Origin of the sequence: Eubacterium aggregans (assembly GCF_900107815.1) — a bacterium.
Lineage (GTDB): Bacteria > Bacillota > Clostridia > Eubacteriales > Eubacteriaceae > Eubacterium_O > Eubacterium_O aggregans.
Map to the genome: position 1 here is coordinate 14,398 of NZ_FNRK01000006.1, position 20,329 is coordinate 34,726.

The window sequence follows — 20,329 nt, forward strand, 5'->3', positions numbered from 1 at the left end:
GTGTTATCCACCCCTTTCTTTTATAAAATATCTGCGCCAATAGCTTTTTCAATGTTATCCTGAATCCCTTTCATCCCAACGCCTTCCGAGCCAAAACGACTGGGAATGGGTATAATGGCAGGATAGGGCTCTGTCTTGTATAGATTAATGGTATCCTCGGCCTGGGCAGCTGCCGTCTCGGTGATGTAAATCACCGGAAAGCCCTCCCGGGACAAACGATGAATCGCTTTTTCAATGGTAAGGGGGTCATCGGCATAAACCGTATGAAAACCCAATGCCTGAAAAATCATAACGGAATCCCGATCTCCGATGACAGCGACCTTTCCTTTATGTTGGTGTTCACTCATTTAAATCACCCCCAGCTGGGAAAGCGGCACTTTGATACCCGCACGTTTAGCGGCAAAAAGTATCCGTAAAGCTCGCCCTTCGTTAAGCTTACTCAAAAGATAATTAATAATGGGACCAATGCCAAAGGAATCCATTCTGGCATTATGGATAATGGAAAGCGCGGCATTTTCAAGGCCTTGTTCCAGATTGGTGATATCTTTATCTTGCGCGAAATCATCAAGGCGTTCCTTGATGAGGGTACTATACTCACCAGTGGCCAGTTGTGCTGAAAGCTGCTCTGGTGCCAGCCCCAGGGCATCCAACAGCGTCTTTTCATCAAGGTTCCCCCCGTTTAACAACAGAGGCTTTGCCTTAGACTGTTCCCAACTTAAGATATTGCATCGGACAATCGTCAGTATATTGGTAAACGTAATTTTGGCATTAAAATATTTTGACAATAAGTCATTCTTCTTTTTTTCCAAAACTTCCAAAATTTCAGCATAGACGCCATCGTCAATGATTGCGCTGAGGACCCGGGGATCCTCCTGATTTTCAGCTTTACGCATCGCTTGAGCTAATGCCTCTGGAATGGCATCGTAATTGCCTGAATCAATGCTCTTATCCAACAAATCGAGGGAAATACTTCCTCCGCCAAGCAAAAGCTCTGGCGATGCCTTCCGATTCAGTATCCCTTTTAAAATCACCTTGATATTATGTCCATCCGTCGGCAAAAGGAATAAATCCGAAAGCTCGGGTTCTGGGCAGATTTCCGCAATCAAAGTCCGTGCATCGGTGATTTCTGTCCCGATTAGGGCTTCGAGGTCCTGTTTATCCTCAGAATCAGCACCATAGCCCGCTTCCTCCAAAATCTTCATGCCCTCTGGAATATCTGCTTCACTCAGGCGCTGCCATTGTGTCGCATCCAGAAGGGTATCCTCCAGGGCTTTAATGCGCCCGACGGCGAAAAGATAATCTGCTGCCATGCTACACCTCCGCAGGGAACAAGATATCAGCAGCCTCCCGCTCATAGGTAATCCGTGCATCATCAATTAACCGGTCAAAGGAACCATTAACATCAAAGCGCTCTCCAACGAGGCGTACGCCTGCTTTAAAGGGAGCATCATCCTCACTCAAGGTGAGCTCTCCAGGAAGTCCCTTGGCCTTAAGCGCTGTATTGAGACGCGTCAGCATACCATTGGCACCCATATATCGCTCCCGGTCTTTCTGGGGAACCTGCAGTTGTTCCTGTCCAGTGGAAGCCCCATCCAAAACGATTCGTGTAATCAGCTTTTCCCAGGCTTCGCCACTAAGAGCATCCAGAGCCATACGTGCATGCTTAAAGGTTTCATCCAAAATACTTTGTTTAACCAATAAATGCTTTTTACGGTTTTCCAGTCGGGTCATCAAATCACTACGGCGTTGGATTTCAGCAATGTTCTTCTTACTGGCTTCTTCCATGTCGGCTAAGGCGACCCCTGTTTGTTCATCAATGGCGGCAATGAGTGTCTGCGCTTTATCCTGTGCTTCCTGTCGGATCGTTTTCGCATCATTTTCTGCGTTTTCAATGATTTTTGCTACTATTTTATCTGAAGCCATATCAGACACGTCCTTTCAAAGGAATTTACTAAACGGTAATTCCGAAAAGCAGCAGGATGGAGACGAGTAATGCCAGAATGGCGTAGGTTTCAACCAAAGCGGTCATGGTAATACCCTTTGCAGAAGCAGAAGGATCCTTACCGGTCATATGGATTGAGGCAGCAGCTGTCCGCCCCTGATAAATTCCAGACCACCACCCGACAATGGCGATGGGAAGTCCTGCACAAAAGAAAGCCAATCCCTGTTCAATGGAAAGGTTCGCTGGAGACCCGGAAAGAACGCCAGTCTGTACCATAATCAGAACAGAGACAAGGAATCCATAAATCCCCTGGGTACCTGGAAGGGCCTGGAGCACCAACAGTTTCCCGAATAATTCTGGCTTCTCTGCACAAACACCTGCAGCCGCTTTACCGGCACACTGCACCCCGTTGGCTGAGCCAATCCCTGCAAAAGCAGCGCAAACAGCGGCACCACAAATTGCGATAATTAATCCTGTAGTCATTGTTTTTTCCTCCTAAAATTTAAGATTCAGAATTCTCTCCATCAATCACATCAATGTACTTGGATTGAATGGATAAGGGTTTGAAGGCGTAACCCCCGCCTTCATAGAACTTATTGAAAAACTCAATATATTGCAGACGGCTATCATGGACATAGGCCGATAATAAGCTCATGGCCAGATTAAAGGAATGCCCCACTAAATAAATGAGTATTGCAAAAATGAAACCAATGACACTGCCACTGACCATGCCAGCTAAAAGGTTCATAACCATACCGATAACACCGGTTGCCAAACTGAGTGCCAGAATACGGGAGTAGGATAGAATATCGCTCATATAGCTGCTGATATCGTACAATCCTAAAAGCCCTCCAGTGATCTTGCCAACAATCCCAGGCTTCTCGCGACCAGCAGTACAAAGGATCACAACAGCGCCACCAATGGCCATCCACATTCCTGCGGTTTTCAGCGGTTCTAAAAACATAAACCCGAGTCCCACAATTAAAACCATCCAGCTCACTTGGTCAAAAATTGCGTCCATCCATCTTCCAGCCTTTACCTCCTCGGCGATCTTTATTCCCATACCTGAGAAAATATGGAGGACCCCGACAATCAAGGTAACAATCAGCATATTGATGGGGTTATCCAGAGGAGCAAAGAGAATAGGATTCCAGGTTTCACCAAAATAGCTCCCAAAGAGTATACCAAAAATAATCGTCGGGAAGCTGCCATAAAAGAGGACATTAATCAATCGGCCAAAATCTCCCTGGGGCTTCTTGATCTTCTTAAAGGCGTAGAAGAGGATCGCCATCACGACCCCATAGCCCACATCTCCCATCATCATCCCAAAGATGATCCAATACCACAATCCGGCAATGGGTGCTGGGTCAATGGTACCAGGCTTCGGCAATGAAAACATATCCGTAATCGTTTCGAATTGGGATAGGAAATGGCTGTTCTTTGTCACTGTTGGCGGTTCTTCGTCATCCCCAGGATCCGTATAGGATAAATCATAAAACTCAGTTACGGATTCCACCGCTTTCTTGACGACCTCCAGCTTATCACTTCGGACCCAGGCCATAATTTGGATGGTTTCTAAGGTTTCACTGCCCTTGACCTGCTTGCGCTCGGATTGTGCATCGTACTGGGCAGACAGGAGTTCGAGCTTTTCCCGCTCGGGAAAGAGCTTTCGGACCTGGTCGTCGATACCGGCCATTTCCTGTTCCGCCACTTTAATGGCATCGTCATTCCTATCGTATACGGCCTTGGTCAGGCCGACCACCCTTGGGGGGCTGCCTTCTACAAATCCCATGGCTTTAAGGGCATCCAGGGTATCTGCCTCGTCCTTACGATAAAGAGAGATCAGGGATGCAAGTCCCTCCTGGGCAACATCCATACGAATAAAATCTCCACCAGCATCTTCAACTAAACGGACGGCTTCCTCCAAAACCGGCATGGGTACATAGCCGGTGTGAAAGGCTACGCTAGCCGTTCCTGGAAGACTTTCTACTGGAATGGGTAAACTCAGCCATGGTAAAAGCTGGGTATTTTGTGCTTTTAAGGCGGCGATTTTCCCGTGGAGCTCACCCATCTGAGTGTTTAACACTTCTAATTGGGCCGCTAAATCGGCTCCCTGGGGATTTTGGGAGAAAAAGGTCTGGGAATCAACGTTGGGACGCTCTTCAAAAAACTTGCTTTTTTCTCGATATTTCTCTAAAAAAGCAAGCATTGCCTTGGATTGCTGGGCCTTCAAATCCGAGGCATCATTATCCCCGCCTGCTTGCTCAGCATCATCCGGCTCGATCACCATGAATTCGCCAGTGCGCTGAAGGCTTTTTAATAAACTTTCTTTGTTCTCCTTCAGGGCGATCAGCCGCGCTTTTTTCATCGGAACGATCATTGGTCCACAATCCTTTCCAGAACAAAAGATACCGTATCGGCCAGTCGTTTTCGGGCGTCTTCGGCAAACTTCTGATCCTGATCGTCCTGCTTCCTCAGGGAGTCATCCATTGAGAGTCGTGCCTTGACCCTTGCTTCTTCCGCCAACTTTTCCTGATCCGACCGACATGCATCCAGGGCATGCTTTTGTTTGGACAAAGCATTTTGCTCCATTGTCCGTAACATTTCGCGAGACTCCACCCGAGCATCATTTCTAATTTGTGTCGCACGTGCTTCTGCCTCAGCGATGGTATCAAGAATTGACATTATCTTTCACCGCCTTTCTTTTTTTTATTGCGAGAAAATTATCAGTAAAATGATAATTTTTTCTCTCATGTTATCACAATACCACGGAATAAATTCTTTTGCAAGCGTTTTTTTACACTTTTTGTAAACATTTGTATGTCTTTGTCATATAAAAAGAATTCTTTTGTATTCTACCCTTACTCTATATAAATAAGAAGAAAAAAGATGGTTGAATGCTGATGAAACTCTCACATCGGATCATTTTAAACATCTAGGCATTTTCTTTTAAGCTATCCATTTTAATAATTTTGTTGCAATATGACAAGGGAGATATTCAAATTATATAGTGTTATGCTTTGGTTATTATTTAGTTTAATCGCAAAAGAAGCCAATCATTATCAAACAATTGGCTTCTCATTTATTTCAGGCATGACGCAATAATCGCCATTGCCTCATCAATTTCTTCCCTGGTGATAATCAGCGGTGGTACAAACCGGAGGACATTGGGTCCGGCACCCAATAATAAAAGTCCACGATCCAAGGCTTCAGCAACAATATCACCGACTGGGATGGATAATTCCATACCTAGCATCAGACCGATGCCACGGACCTCAAGAATCTCTGAATGCGCTGCTTTCAGACCCTCAATCTTTTCCTTAAGATAGGCACCCTTTTGGACAATATCGTTAAGGAATTCGGGCTGGTTAACGGTCTTTAGAACGTAGCTTGCTGCCGCAGTCGCCAGGGGATTTCCCCCAAAGGTGGAGGCATGGGTACCCGGCACAAAATACTGGGTAATGTGTTCCTTCCCAATAATGCCGCCCATGGGTACCCCACCGGCAACGCCTTTTGCAAAACTGACAATGTCTGGAACCACATTGTAATATTGATAGGCAAAGAGATGCCCCGTACGGCCGATTCCGCATTGCACTTCATCAAAAATAAGGACGATGTTTTCTGAATCACATAAGCTGCGGACCGCCTTTAAATACTCAGGGTCTGCCGGATAAATCCCGCCCTCTCCCTGGATGGGCTCTATGAGAATAGCACAGGTTGCCGGAGTAATGGCTGCCTCCAGAGCCTCTAAATCATTGAAGGGCACATGCTTAATGGCCGGCATAAGGGGATCCAGGTCTTTTTGATATTTGGGCTGTCCCGTGGCGGTGATGGCGGCATAGGTACGGCCGTGGAAGGAATGATCCATGGCGATAATTTCAACCGCATCTTCTGATTTTTCGTGCTTGGCATAAATACGGGCCAGCTTCATCGCCCCTTCATTAGCCTCAGCACCACTATTACAGAAAAAAACCTTATCCAGTCCGCTGCCCTTTACCAATAGTTTTGCGGCTGTTACCTGGGGCTCCGTCCAATACAGATTGGATACATGAATGATTTTTTTGGCCTGTTCAGCAATGGTCTCACACAACCCGGCATGATTATATCCCAGGGCATTGACGGCAATCCCCCCCACAAAATCCAAATATTTTTTTCCTTCGACATCCGTAAGCACACAGCCTTCCCCACTTTCAAAAGCCACCGGGAAACGGCTGTAAGTCGGCATGATATACTTCTCAGCCTGTTCGACCAGTTGTTCTGTCTTCGTCATGGCAACCTCCTATAACGATTCGTATTTTGGTAATGCTTTGCGGATCATAGTTCCGCAGCCCGCTGCTGTAAATAATTCCAGAAGTAAGGAGTGTTCGATTTTACCGTCTAATATATGAACAGAATTAACACCCGATAAAATGGCATCCACAGCATTCTCTACCTTGGGGATCATCCCACCGGAGATAACACCCTCTTCAATGAGTGGCTTGACCTGATCAATGGCCAGACGTCTAATAATGGAATCCGGGTCACCAGGATCGACGTATACGCCGTCGGTATCTGTCAGGTAAACCAATTTTTCAGCCTTCAGCTCTTTGGCGATGGCATAAGCAACGTGGTCAGCATTAATATTATAGCTCTGTCCATCCTTATCGCTGCCAATGGGTGCAATGACCGGGATATAATCGCTTTTTAAAAGGGTGTATAAAATATCACTCTTTACCTTTGTAATTTCACCCACAAAACCGATATCTAAATCATTGACAAATTTTTTCTTAACCTTGAGCAAGCCACCATCTTTTCCTGAAATCCCAACAGCTGTGATGTCCCGATCCTCCAGCATCTGTACGATTTCCTTATTAATCCGCCCCGAAAGCACCATTTCTGCCACTTCAATCACATTTTCGGTGGTTACCCGAAGCCCATCGATAAATTCGGTATGGACATCCAGCTTATCAAGAAATGCGGAAATGTCCTTTCCCCCACCATGGACAATAATGGGGCGCAGGCCCACCAGCTTCATAAGTGCGATGTCGTTCATAACCGACTTTTTAATATTTTGATCGTACATAAAGCTGCCGCCGTATTTAATTACAACGGTTTTTTTTCGAAACTGCTTAATATAAGGTAACGCCTCGATAAGGGTATTGGCCCGATCGATGTACTTTTCCATGTCTTGTATACTCATTTTTCCCAACTTTCATTGTTTTCTTACATTGATTATATCACAGATCCCAGGTTGCCAGCTTTGTTAGGTCCGATAATCCCCATTAATCTTAACATAATCATAGGTAAGGTCACAGCCCCAGGCCGTTGCCTGGGCATCTCCCTGGCCCATTTCTACCTGGATTTGCAGTTCTTTTTCCTCTAGTATTACTTTGGCATAGGCCTCATCAAAGAGGATAGGGGTCCCATGATCTAAAAGTTTAATCCGTCCTCCCTTGCTTTCAAAGCAGACGCTTACCGTCATAGGGTCAAAAATGGCCCCAGATGCCCCCAACGAGGATAAGATCCGTCCCCAATTGGCATCCTCTCCAAAAATGGCGGTTTTAACTAAGCTCGATTGGATGACTGCTTTTGCCAGGATTCGGGCATCCCCTTCCCCTTGAGCACCGCTAACGATGGTTTCAATAAATTTAGTGGCTCCTTCCCCATCCTTTACGATGGCCTTCGCCAGGGTTTCATTCACCTGGTACAGGGCATCATAGAAGGTGATGTAGGCTTCGCTGCCGAAATCTCCCAGGGTCAGCTCTTTGTTGCCTGCTAATCCATTGGCCAGGACCGCCAGAGTATCATTGGTACTCATATCGCCATCCACAGACATCATATTGTAGGTGTCCTTGGTAATGGAAGAAACCATGGCCTGCAGGCAATCCGGAGCAATCTTGGCGTCCGTTGTGACATAAGCCAGCATGGTAGCCATATTGGGGCAAATCATTCCAGAGCCCTTGGCCATCCCACCGATACGCACGGTTTTACCATCGATCTCAATTTCAAGGGCACAGGTCTTGGGGACCGTGTCCGTCGTTAAAATCGCCCGTGCCGATTGATCCGCTCCACAGACATCGGCAGTTAACGCTGCGATCAAGCCATCGACACCCTTTGTGATTTTTTCAATGGGTAATGGCACCCCAATAACCCCTGTGGAAGAAACCAAGACCATTTCTTTGTCAATCCCTAATCCACTGGCGACTTTTATGGCAGTATTTTGAACATCTGCCATTCCCTGTTCCCCGGTACAGGCATTGGCGTTACCGCTGTTAGCCACAATAGCCTGGGTCCAGGGATTTGCTTTAACAATTTCATTATCCCACAGAACAGGGGCAGCCTTCACCATATTTTGGGTTGTTACCAGAGCGGTTGCTGCTGGCACTATGCTGTAAACCATGGCCATATCCAATGCCCCATTTTTTTTAATGCCGGCGGCAATACCACTGGCTTTAAACCCTTGGGGTGCCAATACGCCGCCATCTATTTCTTTTTTCACGATTACTTACTCCTTTTTTACTGTGGTAATCATCCTGGAAAGTCAGGAATAAAGTCAATTCCCATTTCTTCTGGCAAGTCAAATAATAAGTTCATATTCTGAACCGCCTGGCCCGCAGCACCCTTCATTAGATTATCGATGGCTCCGACAACGATGACCCGATGGGTTCTCGGATCGACGGTCAATCCGATGTCACAATAATTGGAGCCCTTTACCCAACGGGTTTCAGGTAGCTCTCCCCCATCATAAATTCTTACAAAGGATTCCTCCGAATAAAAATCTCGATAAGCCGCTAATAGCTCTTCTACACGCTTATCTTCCTTTAAACGTGCATAACACACCGCCAGAATTCCCCGATTCATAGGGGTCAGGTGGGGCGTAAAGGATAAAGTCAACCGATCACCACCAAGGAATCCGAGCTCTTGTTCGATTTCTGGTGTATGGCGATGGGTTCCTACCTTATAGGCCTTAATACTCTCATTACACTCACAGTATAGATTGCCAATATTAAGTCCCCGACCAGCTCCCGTTACGCCAGATTTAGCGTCGATAATGATAGAATCAATCTCCACAAGGTGGTGCTGGATGAGTGGGGCCAGGCTCAAAATACTGCAGGTCGTGTAACAGCCCGGATTGGCAATCAGACGAGCACCTCGAATCTCATCCCGGTGTAGCTCCGGCAATCCATAAACGGCCTCCTGAAGCAGCCCCTCATTTCCATGCTCAACCTGGTACCAGCTTTCATAGGTTTCCTTATCCTTTAGGCGAAAATCAGCCCCTAAATCGACAATACGACACTTCTTCAAGATCTCTTCATTAACCTGTACCGAGGCAATGCCATGGGGTAAGGCTAAAAAAATTACATCGGCCATTTCAGCCAATTGCTCTAAGGGAACATTCTCACAGGATAATTCTGAGATCCCCTGAAAATTATGATAAACCTTTTTAAAGGGTTCATTTGTATAAGATCTCGATCCAATGGACACCACATCGACTTCCGGGTGCCGGTATAATATTCGCAGTAACTCTTGTCCGGCATAACCGGTGCCACCAACGACTGCAGCTTTTATCATATTCAATCACTCCTTGGATAATTATTAATGCATTCGCGTCCCAAAACGAAACAACTGTACTTATTTTAAAGACATTTCTACCATAAAGGCCTGAGTCCTTGGACTATTGTGCTATTATACCCCTGTTGATTTGAATATTCAAGCACATTTTATGAATATTTATTCTGTTTTTCGGATATTTTATCATTTAGGCCTTGATTTTGAGGATTCTATATTGTATAATCATTCACAGTTAAAAGAATATAATCTCGAAGGAGGCAATATAATGTCACAAAAGAAAGTAATTTTAGCCTATTCTGGTGGATTAGATACCACCACTATCATCCCATGGCTCAAGGAAACCTACGATTATGAAGTTATCTGTGTGTGTGTTGATGTCGGACAAGGGAAGGAAACCGATGGTTTAGAAGAGCGGGCCAAGGATTCCGGCGCCAGTAAATGCTATATTATCGATGTCGCCGATGAATTTGTTGAAGACTACTGCTGGCCAGCACTGAAGGCCGATGCCGTTTATGAAAAGAAATATCTCCTGGGTACTTCTTTAGCCCGCCCCCTTATTGCCAAGGTTTTGGTGGATATCGCCCATAAGGAAGGTGCGGAAGCCATCTGTCATGGTGCCACTGGTAAAGGGAATGACCAGGTCCGTTTTGAACTGGGTATCGGCGCCTTGGATCCCCAGCTCAAAATCATTGCCCCCTGGCGAATCTGGGATTTGCAATCCCGTGAAGATTGTATGGACTTCTGCATCGAGCATGACATCAAGGTCAGTATGAGCCACGATCAGAGCTATAGCCGGGATACAAATATCCTCCACATGAGCCACGAAGGCCTGGAGCTGGAAGACCCTTCCCTGGAACCCAACTATGCCCATCTCCTCCGTCTAACCAACACCCTTGAAAACGCACCGGAGGAAGGCGAAGAAATTGAAATCGAATTTATTAAGGGTGAGCCCGTTAAAATTAACGGACAAGCCATGAGCCCCCGGGAAATCCTTGAAACCTGTAATAAAATCGGCGGAAAGCACGCCATTGGGGTCGTGGACTTAATTGAAAACCGTGTGGTTGGGATGAAGTCCCGTGGGATTTATGAAACCCCCGGCGGCACCATTCTCTACAATGCCCATGAAGAGCTGGAGCATATGTGTCTGGATCGTGAAACCTTTGCCTTTAAACAGCAGGCAGCGGTTAAATTTGCAGAAATCACCTATAACGGCCAGTGGTTCACACCCTTGCGGGAAGCCTTATCTGCCTTTATGGACGAAACCCAAAAAACCGTCACTGGTGTGGTGAAGCTACATCTGTATAAAGGAAATATGGTCCTGCATTCCGTTTCTTCCCCCTATTCACTCTACAATGCAGAAATTGCCAGCTTTACCACCGGGGATTTATACGACCATAAGGATGCAGAAGGCTTTATCCATCTCTTTGGCCTGCCACTGAAGGTCCGTGCCCTCATGCGCATGAGCCACGATGAAAAAGCGGCTAAAGGAGAAACCGATGTCTAAGAAAATGTGGGGTGGCCGTTTCCAAAAGGGAACCGATACCTTAACAGACGATTTCAACTCCTCCATCCGCTTTGATAAACGTCTCTTTCGTGAGGATATTACGGGGAGCGTGGCTCATGCGAAAATGCTTGGAAAACAGCGGATCATCCCGCAGGAGGATGCGGATTTAATCGTTCAGACCCTCGGGGAAATCCTGTCAGATATTGATGACGGGAAGGTAACCTTTACCGTTGATATGGAGGATATCCATATGAATGTAGAGGCCATCCTAACTGAGCGCATCGGTGATGTAGGTAAAAAACTCCATACCGGCCGCAGCCGAAATGATCAGGTCGCCACTGATATGCGGATGTATGTTAAAAACATTTGTGCTGACCTCAAGGAGTCTATCCGTCACTTTGCCAATAGCCTGCTGGACTTAGCCGCTAAGAATACCGAAACCATTATGCCGGGCTACACCCATCTCCAACGGGCCCAGCCCATTACCTTCGCCCACCACCTCATGGCCTATGTGGAAATGATGAAGCGCGATATCAAACGCTTTGAACAAGCTTCTGATATGGCCAATAGTCTTCCCCTTGGTGCCGGTGCCCTGGCAACCACTACCTACCCCCTGGACCGTTACTACGTATCCCAGGAGCTGGGATTTGGGGGAATTTGTCTCAATAGCCTGGATGCTGTTTCAGATCGGGATTTTTGTTTGGATTTCCTCCAGGCCGTTTCCGTCCTTATGATGCATCTCAGCCGATTGTCCGAGGAAATTATTCTGTGGTGCTCCTCTGAATTTGGTTTTGTCACCCTGGATGATGCCTTCTCCACAGGGTCTTCCATTATGCCCCAGAAAAAGAATCCGGATATTCCGGAGCTGGTTCGGGGGAAAACCGGACGGGTTTATGGGGACCTTATGTCCCTCTTGTCTACAATGAAGAGCCTGCCTCTGGCCTACAATAAAGATATGCAGGAGGATAAGGAGCCCGTATTCGATGCCTATGATACCGCGGAAATCTGCTTGACGACAATGACCAAGCTCATCGATACCTTGAAGGTCAATGCGGAGCCCATGCGCAAGGCAGCAGCTGGCGGTTTTAGTAATGCCACGGACGCTGCGGATTGGCTTGTCAAACAGGGTGTGCCCTTCCGGGACGCCCATTCCATTATTGGCAAATTGGTGTTCTATGCCCTGGAACAGGGTAAAGCCTTGGATGAACTGACTCTGGACGAATACCAATCCATTAGTCCAGTCTTTGATTCTTCCATCTATGAAGCCATCGATTTGAAAACCTGTGTCAATCAACGGGATATCATTGGTGGTCCTGCGGTCGATACCGTTAAACGTGCCATTGATATTAATCGGGGATTGCTCCGAAAATAGAAGGATTGTTTAAGCCACCATTATGGTGGCTTTTTTCAAAAACTGCAAATGCCGACCCGTCACATTATATGTAACCAGTCGGCATCAGCAATGTTGTTCAATTACCATTTCCTTGGGACTCACCCCTTTCAATCCTTACCATAAAAGCTTATGACAAACGAGACTTTATTGGTTGTGGCGACGCTTCGTTCCTCATCCCTTTTCAAATCATGTGGGTTATCATTAAAGTACGGGGAAGGCTCTTGCCTTTTATCCACCGCATCATCCTTATCTTTTACTAAGCCGATGATATGAACGCGGTACCACTTCTTTTATTTGCCTATAGTATAGCACCATCAGACTCTTTTGTAAAGCCTTTTCATTCGATTTTAATTCTAAAATTCATGAAATAAAGCGGCCAAAAATTGACTAAGACCTGCTTCTCTCAACTGACGAAGCAGGTCTTAGCGTTCAGATTCAGGTTTCATGTCTTTTGGACTCACCCCTTTCGAATCTTACATTATCAAAGTCGAATTCTCATCCTTTACAGAAGCGCCAAAATCTTCTTTGTTCTCATCCCTTACTGCTTACGCTTTCATCGAATATAAACTCCTTGTATTTAAGAACGCTTAAGTCTCTATACGCTATAAGTCGTCTGCTTAAATAACCATTCGCTTACTCCCATAAGGTTCAGGCTTCTAACATGTTTATCAACCTGATAACAGCAACCTCACCAATGTGTGTAATACATTTTCTTCTTTACAACCATTTGGTTGGTTTCTCACCTGTTATCATTCTCTGTAAAGATGTTTCTCCTTTGATTTGACTATAGTATAGCACGTTTTCATCGTATTGTAAAGCATAATCATTTAATTTAAGGATTTTATAATTAAGTTTTTTTATAAAAAGCGCCCCATCTTGGCATTGATATTTTTATGATTTCAGCCTATAATAGAATTAGATTTGAAATATTATTATCAGTATTAAAAAAAGATTATTAGGAGGCTGATATGTCTACAACACCACATAATATCGCACACCCCGGTGATATCGCTAAAACGGTTTTAATGCCTGGAGATCCTCTCCGCGCACGTTTTATTGCCGAGAATTATTTGGATAATCCACGGCTTTTCAATAATGTCCGTGGGATGTTAGGCTATACTGGTCTCTACAAAGGGCATTCTATTTCTGTTATGGGTTCTGGTATGGGGTTACCCTCCATGGGCATCTATTCTTATGAGCTTTTTAATTTTTATGGGGTGGATAATATCGTCCGCATTGGCAGTGCTGGCAGCTACACTGAAGAAATTCCTTTATACTCCATGGTACTGGTCGATTCCTGCTGGAGCGAATCCACCTATGCTAAAGCACAGTCTGGTGATGACTCCCCCATTCAGTATCCTGATAAAGAACTTAACGACATTCTATCACAAACAGCCGATCGCTTAAATATTGACATTTTCCGCGGCCCCATCCATTCCTCCGATATTTTTTACAACGCTCCCGGTTATGGTGATTTCTCTGCCATCCGTGAAGCCCATGGATGTATCGGTGTGGAAATGGAAAGCTTCTCCCTCTTCCATAATGCCAAACTTTCTGAAAAGAAAGCGGCTTCCCTGCTGACGGTGAGTGATAGTATGCTGACCATGGAATCCCTAGATGCCTTGGAACGAGAAAAGGCCTTTACCAAGATGTTCCACCTAGCCTTAGAAAGCGCCATAGCCTTTCACTAAAAAATAAATGCCATACCCCACAATTTTCTTCTGTGTGGGGTATGGCATTTTTTATCAATGCTTTTAGAAATCATCGTCGAGCAGCTGCTGCATGGATTTATGTAACCCAACTGTGGCATCAACGGTAAGCTCTAAATTCGCAAAATCATTCAGTGCCGTCATAACGAGGAGTGGCTTCACACATTTTTGGTCGATATACACCACGGCTAAATCAAATCCCAAGGTATCTCTCTGTTTTCCAGTATAAGATAGAGACTGGATAAAGGGACGAATATCTACTTCCTGCATGCGTCCCCTTTTATTGCGTTTTTCAATCAAAATGGTTTCTTGATCCATGAAGCGAGCAATGGACTCCTGGTAAAGGGCATCTGATTTTTCATTCTCCACGCCATAAAAGGTAATGTGATAACGGGCATTGCTCAGGCTGGCACTTAAGGAAGGTGTTCCTGGCCGGATAATCCAGGCTTCGGTAATGGCGATACCCATGGGTAGGATGGCATTCATCTCCTTTATAAAGGCCTTTGGTTCCATCTCTTCTGAAAGCCCGATATCCCCATACTCCGCATCGGAGGTCAATCCCAGAGCCATCGCTCCTGAAAAGGCCAGCTTAGGGTGTGGATTAAAACCGCTGGAATAAGCCATGGGGATTTCTGCCCGGCGAAAGGCCCGCTGAAATAATCGCTGCTGGTCTAAATGGGAAATGAGACGCAGGGTCTCCCCACGTTTAAATTTAAATCTCATGGTTGCCATGGCACTGCCATCCTTTCTCAAAGCTCTGGATTCCACATCCACCACAGCCACTGCGACAGTCAGTGGTCAGGGATTCTGCCATTGCTTTATCCCATTCCCGTCGTAGGAAGTCCTTTGTCACACCCATATCGATGAAATCCCAAGGCAGCACTTCCCCAAAATCTCGGGTTCTCAGGGCGTAATCATCCCCATCGATCCCCGCTTGGGCAAAGGCCTGCTGCCATTTTTCTTCGCTAAAATATTCATGCCAGCCATCAAACTTACAGCCAAGTTGATAAGCATTGTACAGCACCTCTCCCAGCTTACGATCTCCTCTGGCAAAAATGGCTTCGTAGTAGCTGGTGGCGGCATCATGCCAGTTGTATTGGATTTTTCGACTCTTAATGGCATCCTTAAGCAGCTGCTGCTTTTCTCTAAAGGTTCCCTGGGTTTCCTGGCCCATCCACTGAAAGGGGGTGTGGGGTTTAGGCACAAAACAGGAAGAGCTCAGAACAATTTTAACCGCCTTATTCCGCTGGTCCTTATCCACAGCGTAGTACTGCTCCAACACCTTTTCTGCCAAATCAGCGATGCCGGTCACATCTTCAGTGGTTTCTGTAGGAAGTCCCATCATGAAGTAAAGTTTGATATGCCCCCAGCCCTTTTGAAAAGCGTTGGACACCGTTCCCATGAGGTCCTCTTCTGTCACCCCTTTATTGATCACATCGCGCATACGCTGGGTTCCAGCCTCTGGTGCCAGGGTAATCCCGCTTTTTCTGATTTTTTGGATTTCCTCTAACATATCAATGCTCAGGGAATCAATACGCAGGGAGGGCAGGGAGACACCGATTCGTTTTTCCTGATAACGCTCCACCAAATCGTGGATCAGGGTCTCAATCTGGGTATAATCCCCAGAACTCAAAGAGGACAGGGCAATTTCCTCATAGCCGGTGTTCTCCAAAATTTTCTGAATATCAGACTCGATACAGTCCAGAGATTTTTCCCGTACCGGACGATAGATCATTCCAGCCTGACAGAAGCGGCAGCCCCGGCCACAGCCCCGAAAGATTTCTGCGGTCACCCGATCGTGGATGGTCTCAGTAAAGGGTACGATGACCTGTTCCGGGAAGTACACCTTCTCAATATCCTTAATAAAGCGCTTTTTGATCTGGACCGGTTCGCCGCTTTCTTTCCAAATCAATCTGCCATCCTCGGCCTGGGTACACAGTCTTGGGATATAAATCCCCTGAATCTGAGCAGCCTCCTTGAAAAAGCGTTGACGATCATCCCGGTTATGACGATAGCACTTAAGGAGATCGAGAATCACCTCTTCCCCTTCACCGATGACGAAAAGGTCGATAAAGTCTGCCAGGGGCTCTGGATTACAGGCACAAGGGCCCCCTGCCAGAATAATCGGCGCATCCTCACCCCGTTCTTCGGAACGCAGAGGGATACCCGCTAAATCCAGCATATTTAAAATATTGGTAAAGCTCATTTCATATTGGAGGGTAAAGCCCACCATATCAAAATCCATAAGGGGATCTGCACTTTCCAGGGCAAAGAGTGGAAGGTTTCGAGTTCGAAGCTGTTCCTCCATATCCGGCCAGGGTGCAAATACCCGCTCACAGGCGATATCCTTCTGATCGTTGAGAAGGGCGTACAGAATCTTCAGGCCCAGGTGGGACATCCCCACCTCGTACACATCGGGAAAGGCAAAGGCGAATCGGATGGTGTCTGCAGTCAATTCCTTGTGGACCGACCCGATTTCATTGCCTTGATAAGTTACTGGTTTTTTGACCAGGGGTAAAATCTTTCGTTCTAATTGTTCTTTATTCATAATTCCTCAATCTTTGCGTTTTTTAGCTTGTCAATTTTACCCTATCCATGGCTTAAAGTCAATGAAGGCTCTTCGCAGAATCCAGTTCTCCAGCCCATTCAAACCCCTTTTTCGCCATGATCACCGCAATGATTTCATTAATAATGGCCGCAGCGGCGATGGTTCCTGAAATAATGGTAGCGCACTCTGGGGCTTTACTTGAAAGCATGGAGGCTGCAATACCGGTAAAGACCAAGGATACACCGGAATGGGGCAGCAAGGTAAATCCAAGATATTTTTGTACCGTTATAGGCATGTGGGTCGCCTTTGCCCCCATCCTTGCCCCAAAGTATTTACCAAAGGCCCTTGCGGCAATGTAAATAAAGGTAAAGAACCCCGCTCCAAGTATGGCATGATAATCCAGGGGTGCCCCCAGGTTGATAATGACGACAAGCATCGAAATTCCCAAAATTGGATTAAAGTCCTCCGTTACGTCTTCAACCTCCTCCTTGGAAATCACATTGGAAAAAGCGGCAGAAAAAGCCATTCCCATGAGCATAAAATTAAGGAGGGGTGAGGGCATAAGATACGTGTTACACAGGATACCAATTACCGATGTGAGAATGATGCCCAAGATTAACGTGATGATGACACTGCCCTTCGATGTGGTTTTCTTAAGCACAAAACCCGTTGGGATACCAATGGCTGCGCCGATAATCAAGGGTAAAAAAATCATGACTGGTACAAAGTATAACGGCATTCCTCCTCCAGACAGGCCCCGTGCCACCATGGCGATGGTTGTAAAAAACACGATAACGCCAACGATATCATCCAGTGCTGCCATTGGGATGAGGGTTTTTGTAACAGCACCATCGGTTTTAAATTCACGAACAATAGATAACGCCGGAGCAGGCGCTGTCGCCAGTGCAATACCGCCAAACACAAAAGCTAGATACAATGGAATATTTAGCATACTAAAGACAAGGACAAAGCAAGCCGTTACCACCCCAAATGTCATTATGGACTGGGACAGTGTCGTGATGATCAATGCCTTTCCGTATTTCTTAATCTCCCCCCACACCAGCTCCGTACCAATCATTAATCCCACACAGCATTCTAAAACATGGATGATTGTATTGTACCAGGGCGCATCCATTAAAGCTTGGGGCAAAAGGTTTAAGGCACAGGGACCTAACACCATTCCACCGATGAGCCAGCCTAAAATTGCTGGTAATTTCAGCTTAGATACGGCTTTTCCACATAAATAAGAACCCAAAATCGTCAGAACCCATCGCATAATGAGGAATAAAAGATGCATTATTTGTTTTTCCTTTCTGCAATACCATATAATATAAGATCAATTGTTTTCGCCAAAAAATTTTCACGCATTCCAGCGACAGAAGATAAGTTCCCTTCTTTTATATCAAGGCTTTCAAAATAAGCGTTAAACATAAGCTGGATTAAGGAAAAATGTTTCATAGCCTCTTCCGCAGAAATATCTTCCCTTAAATCCAGACGATGCAGCAGCACATTAAAATAATCGTGGTTAAACTGATTGAAAGGACTTTTTGCACCTTCGATTTCCTTATACAAATGCTGCGGGCAATGCAGCATCGTCTCAAAAATGATATTTGCTTTCATGGGGAATGCTTCAAAAAAACCCCATCGGGCAGACATATAGGCCTGCAGACTATATTCTGAATCTGAACCTTTTAAGCAAACAAGCAAGGCGTCATAACATTCTTTAACACAAGCAATGTATAGTTCATCACGATTTTTAAAATTATGGTACAGCAGGCCTTTGGGAATCCCTGTATTGCAAATGCTATTGACAGAGGCACCTTTATAGCCATTTTTCCCAAATTCCCGGATTGCCGCTTCTATAATCTTTTTTTTACTCATTGCCGTTCGTTGTTCTTTTTTCAAAAAATCACCTCTTATCTATTATAGACCACATAGTCTATAATGAGGTTTATCAGACCATTTGTCAAGACATAAAAGAAAACTCTCCACCTAAAAAGAAAATCCCTACTTTAGTTTTTCTTAAGTCTATGATAGAATTAAAAGGCAATTTTAGTATTCATGTAGAGGAGGAATTATATGGAAACAATCGATGTTGGACTTTTGTCTTTGGTTCCACCGATTATTGCCATCGTTTTGGCCCTGTGCACCAAAGAAGTCATCTCTTCTTTGATCATCGGGATCCTTTCCGGTGGCCTGATTTATGCTTTAAATACCGGAGGGGGCATCGTCGAAATGAGTGCGATTTCCTTTGGTGCTATGGCTGAAACCGTTGGGAGTCCAGGTAAATTTAATATTATTTTATTTCTGGCACTCCTTGGTGCCCTAGTATGTGTTGTCACCAAAGCCGGTGGCTCCCGTGCTTATGGTAACTGGGCATCAACTAAGATTAAAAACAAGAAGCTAGCCCAGCTGGCCACCAGCTTTTTAGGGGTTTTAATCTTTATTGATGACTATTTTAACTGCTTGACAGTCGGTACCGTCATGAAGCCCGTTACGGATAAATACAATGTATCCCGTGCAAAGCTGGCCTATATCATCGATGCAACTGCTGCTCCAGTCTGTATTATTGCCCCCATTTCCAGTTGGGCAGCTGCCGTGGGTTCGACCCTTTACGAAACCGGGGCCTTCTCCAACGAATTGTCGGCATTCTTTGCCACCATTCCTTATAACCTGTATGCCATTTTGTCCATCATTATGGTTATTGTGTTATCGGTGACCAATCTGGAATTCGGTCCCATGGCAAAAGCAGAATGGAGGGCAGAGCATACCGGGGATTTAGGCGCTATTGACTCAGATCCCGAAGAGGAAGCCGCGATTTCCAATAAGGGAACGGTTTGGGATTTGGTAATCCCCATCGGTGCATTAATTGTCTTCTCCATCTTAGCCATGCTCTTTAACGGTGGTTATTGGTCTGAGGGCCTTTCCCTGAGTGAAGCTTTTGGGAATTGTGATGCTTCTGCTGCATTAGTCCTTGGTGGATTTTGGGCTATTGTGGTCACCTTCCTGCTGTTCATTCCCCGTAAGCTGATTTCCTTCCGGGAATTCATGGATGGCATTGGGGACGGCGTAAAAAGCATGGTACCAGCCTTTATTATCCTGACTTTGGCCTGGACCATTGGGTTCATGTGCCAGGATTATCTGGGAACTGGCGTTTATGTTGGCCATTTGGTTGAATCCAGCAATCTACCCATGGAAATGATTCCAGCCATTGTCTTTTTAGTGGCTGCAGGCTTATCCTTCTCCATTGGGACAGCCTGGGGAACCTTTGGTATTTTTATTCCCATCGTGGTGTTCATCTGCCAGGCCTCTGCTCCAGAGCTTATGGTTGTCACCTTATCCGCCACCCTGGCTGGTTCTGTTTTTGGGGATCATTGCTCCCCCATCTCAGATACTACCATCCTGTCATCAACCGGTGCCGGCTGTAACCATATGGAACACGTCTCCACCCAGATTCCCTATGCCATTACTGTGGCAATCTGTTGCTTCATTGGTTATATCATTGCAGGGTTCTCCTACGGAAATATCCTGCTGACTCTGGGCTCTGGTATCCTGTTGCTGGCTGCCGCCCTCATTATACTCCATCGATTTTCCCAGAAGAAGTTAAACGCTCCTGAAGGTTGATGGAATGCTTTTTGAGTAATGATTAATAAAAAATCCTAAAGTCGTGAAATCCGACTTT

The 20,329-nt window shown here is 45.7% G+C and carries 18 protein-coding genes; 4 read left to right on the plus strand and 14 right to left on the minus strand.

The features are described 5' to 3' along the window. Window positions 1-20: 20 nt before the first annotated feature. The 10 genes from BLW33_RS04625 to argC all read right to left on the minus strand — a co-directional run bounded on the left by BLW33_RS04625 (window position 21) and on the right by argC (window position 9,493). Window positions 21-347 carry a V-type ATP synthase subunit F gene (locus BLW33_RS04625; RefSeq protein ID WP_090243138.1) on the minus strand — a complete coding sequence of 109 codons (327 nt, stop codon included), beginning with the start codon at window positions 345-347 and terminating at the stop codon, window positions 21-23. Continuing rightward, a complete protein-coding gene (locus tag BLW33_RS04630) occupies window positions 348-1,310 on the minus strand; it encodes a V-type ATPase subunit (RefSeq protein ID WP_176966630.1) in 963 nt (320 codons plus the stop codon). A 1-nt stretch (window position 1,311) separates the two neighbouring features. Beyond that, window positions 1,312-1,923, minus strand: a complete 612-nt coding sequence (locus tag BLW33_RS04635; RefSeq protein WP_090305773.1) for a V-type ATP synthase subunit E — start codon at window positions 1,921-1,923, stop codon at window positions 1,312-1,314. A 28-nt stretch (window positions 1,924-1,951) separates the two neighbouring features. Further along, on the minus strand, window positions 1,952-2,425 hold the full coding sequence (locus BLW33_RS04640; protein ID WP_090305776.1) for a V-type ATP synthase subunit K: 474 nt from the start codon (window positions 2,423-2,425) through the stop codon (window positions 1,952-1,954). A gap of 19 nt (window positions 2,426-2,444) precedes the next feature. Continuing rightward, complete coding sequence (locus BLW33_RS04645; RefSeq protein WP_090305779.1) at window positions 2,445-4,322, minus strand: V-type ATP synthase subunit I; 1,878 nt, start codon at window positions 4,320-4,322, stop codon at window positions 2,445-2,447. Continuing rightward, window positions 4,319-4,627 (minus strand): hypothetical protein, encoded by a 309-nt coding sequence (locus BLW33_RS04650; protein ID WP_143032590.1) that lies wholly within the window; start codon window positions 4,625-4,627, stop codon window positions 4,319-4,321. Before BLW33_RS04650 ends, BLW33_RS04645 begins: the two co-directional genes overlap by 4 nt. A 397-nt stretch (window positions 4,628-5,024) precedes the next feature. Continuing rightward, window positions 5,025-6,212, minus strand: coding sequence for an aspartate aminotransferase family protein (locus BLW33_RS04655; RefSeq protein ID WP_090305785.1), 1,188 nt, complete (start codon window positions 6,210-6,212; stop codon window positions 5,025-5,027). 9 nt (window positions 6,213-6,221) lie between these two features. Continuing rightward, on the minus strand, window positions 6,222-7,121 hold the full coding sequence (gene argB, locus BLW33_RS04660; protein WP_242911595.1) for an acetylglutamate kinase: 900 nt from the start codon (window positions 7,119-7,121) through the stop codon (window positions 6,222-6,224). 63 nt (window positions 7,122-7,184) lie between these two features. Beyond that, window positions 7,185-8,420, minus strand: coding sequence for a bifunctional glutamate N-acetyltransferase/amino-acid acetyltransferase ArgJ (gene argJ, locus BLW33_RS04665; protein ID WP_090305791.1), 1,236 nt, complete (start codon window positions 8,418-8,420; stop codon window positions 7,185-7,187). A gap of 29 nt (window positions 8,421-8,449) precedes the next feature. After that, the gene (gene argC / locus BLW33_RS04670; RefSeq protein ID WP_090305792.1) at window positions 8,450-9,493 is read right to left on the minus strand and encodes an N-acetyl-gamma-glutamyl-phosphate reductase; all 1,044 of its coding nucleotides are present in this window, start codon (window positions 9,491-9,493) and stop codon (window positions 8,450-8,452) included. Window positions 9,494-9,758: 265 nt separating this feature from the next. Here argC and BLW33_RS04675 point away from each other — a divergent pair, with 265 nt between their 5' ends. The 3 genes from BLW33_RS04675 (at window position 9,759) to deoD (ending at window position 14,081) form a co-directional block, all read left to right on the plus strand. Beyond that, a complete protein-coding gene (locus BLW33_RS04675) occupies window positions 9,759-10,997 on the plus strand; it encodes an argininosuccinate synthase (protein ID WP_090243158.1) in 1,239 nt (412 codons plus the stop codon). Beyond that, the gene (argH, locus tag BLW33_RS04680) at window positions 10,990-12,369 is read left to right on the plus strand and encodes an argininosuccinate lyase (protein WP_090305795.1); all 1,380 of its coding nucleotides are present in this window, start codon (window positions 10,990-10,992) and stop codon (window positions 12,367-12,369) included. Before BLW33_RS04675 ends, argH begins: the two co-directional genes overlap by 8 nt. 989 nt (window positions 12,370-13,358) lie before the next feature. Next, window positions 13,359-14,081 carry a purine-nucleoside phosphorylase gene (gene deoD / locus BLW33_RS04685; RefSeq protein ID WP_090305798.1) on the plus strand — a complete coding sequence of 241 codons (723 nt, stop codon included), beginning with the start codon at window positions 13,359-13,361 and terminating at the stop codon, window positions 14,079-14,081. 63 nt (window positions 14,082-14,144) lie between these two features. Here the strand turns inward: deoD and BLW33_RS04690 are convergent, their stop codons facing one another. Genes BLW33_RS04690 through BLW33_RS04705 form a run of 4 tightly spaced genes read right to left on the minus strand, consistent with a single transcriptional unit; the run spans window position 14,145 to window position 18,552 of the window. Beyond that, window positions 14,145-14,831, minus strand: coding sequence for a TIGR03936 family radical SAM-associated protein (locus BLW33_RS04690; protein WP_090305801.1), 687 nt, complete (start codon window positions 14,829-14,831; stop codon window positions 14,145-14,147). Beyond that, window positions 14,812-16,647 carry a TIGR03960 family B12-binding radical SAM protein gene (locus tag BLW33_RS04695; RefSeq protein ID WP_090305803.1) on the minus strand — a complete coding sequence of 612 codons (1,836 nt, stop codon included), beginning with the start codon at window positions 16,645-16,647 and terminating at the stop codon, window positions 14,812-14,814. The genes BLW33_RS04690 and BLW33_RS04695 overlap by 20 nt, the downstream gene beginning before the upstream one ends. A gap of 58 nt (window positions 16,648-16,705) precedes the next feature. Further along, on the minus strand, window positions 16,706-17,944 hold the full coding sequence (locus BLW33_RS04700) for a cation:proton antiporter (protein WP_090305805.1): 1,239 nt from the start codon (window positions 17,942-17,944) through the stop codon (window positions 16,706-16,708). After that, window positions 17,944-18,552 (minus strand): TetR/AcrR family transcriptional regulator, encoded by a 609-nt coding sequence (locus tag BLW33_RS04705; protein ID WP_090305808.1) that lies wholly within the window; start codon window positions 18,550-18,552, stop codon window positions 17,944-17,946. Before BLW33_RS04705 ends, BLW33_RS04700 begins: the two co-directional genes overlap by 1 nt. Window positions 18,553-18,726: 174 nt before the next feature. Between BLW33_RS04705 and BLW33_RS04710 the strand changes: the two genes are divergently transcribed. Beyond that, entirely contained in the window at window positions 18,727-20,271 is a 1,545-nt protein-coding gene (locus tag BLW33_RS04710) for a Na+/H+ antiporter NhaC family protein (protein ID WP_090305812.1), read from the plus strand. Window positions 20,272-20,329 lie beyond the last annotated feature (58 nt).

Excerpts from the sequence above, each read along its gene's own strand:
- BLW33_RS04625 (WP_090243138.1), bottom strand. The coding sequence starts at position 347 with ATGAGTGAACACCAACATAAAGGAAAGGTCGCTGTCATCGGAGATCGG.
- BLW33_RS04645 (WP_090305779.1), bottom strand. The coding sequence starts at position 4,322 with ATGATCGTTCCGATGAAAAAAGCGCGGCTGATCGCCCTGAAGGAGAAC.
- BLW33_RS04695 (WP_090305803.1), bottom strand. The coding sequence starts at position 16,647 with ATGAATAAAGAACAATTAGAACGAAAGATTTTACCCCTGGTCAAAAAA.
- argB (WP_242911595.1), bottom strand. The coding sequence starts at position 7,121 with ATGAGTATACAAGACATGGAAAAGTACATCGATCGGGCCAATACCCTT.
- deoD (WP_090305798.1), top strand. The coding sequence starts at position 13,359 with ATGTCTACAACACCACATAATATCGCACACCCCGGTGATATCGCTAAA.
- argC (WP_090305792.1), bottom strand. The coding sequence starts at position 9,493 with ATGATAAAAGCTGCAGTCGTTGGTGGCACCGGTTATGCCGGACAAGAG.
- BLW33_RS04635 (WP_090305773.1), bottom strand. The coding sequence starts at position 1,923 with ATGGCTTCAGATAAAATAGTAGCAAAAATCATTGAAAACGCAGAAAAT.
- BLW33_RS04650 (WP_143032590.1), bottom strand. The coding sequence starts at position 4,627 with ATGTCAATTCTTGATACCATCGCTGAGGCAGAAGCACGTGCGACACAA.
- BLW33_RS04630 (WP_176966630.1), bottom strand. The coding sequence starts at position 1,310 with ATGGCAGCAGATTATCTTTTCGCCGTCGGGCGCATTAAAGCCCTGGAG.
- BLW33_RS04700 (WP_090305805.1), bottom strand. The coding sequence starts at position 17,944 with ATGCATCTTTTATTCCTCATTATGCGATGGGTTCTGACGATTTTGGGT.
- BLW33_RS04675 (WP_090243158.1), top strand. The coding sequence starts at position 9,759 with ATGTCACAAAAGAAAGTAATTTTAGCCTATTCTGGTGGATTAGATACC.
- BLW33_RS04640 (WP_090305776.1), bottom strand. The coding sequence starts at position 2,425 with ATGACTACAGGATTAATTATCGCAATTTGTGGTGCCGCTGTTTGCGCT.
- BLW33_RS04655 (WP_090305785.1), bottom strand. The coding sequence starts at position 6,212 with ATGACGAAGACAGAACAACTGGTCGAACAGGCTGAGAAGTATATCATG.
- argH (WP_090305795.1), top strand. The coding sequence starts at position 10,990 with ATGTCTAAGAAAATGTGGGGTGGCCGTTTCCAAAAGGGAACCGATACC.
- BLW33_RS04690 (WP_090305801.1), bottom strand. The coding sequence starts at position 14,831 with ATGGCAACCATGAGATTTAAATTTAAACGTGGGGAGACCCTGCGTCTC.
- BLW33_RS04710 (WP_090305812.1), top strand. The coding sequence starts at position 18,727 with ATGGAAACAATCGATGTTGGACTTTTGTCTTTGGTTCCACCGATTATT.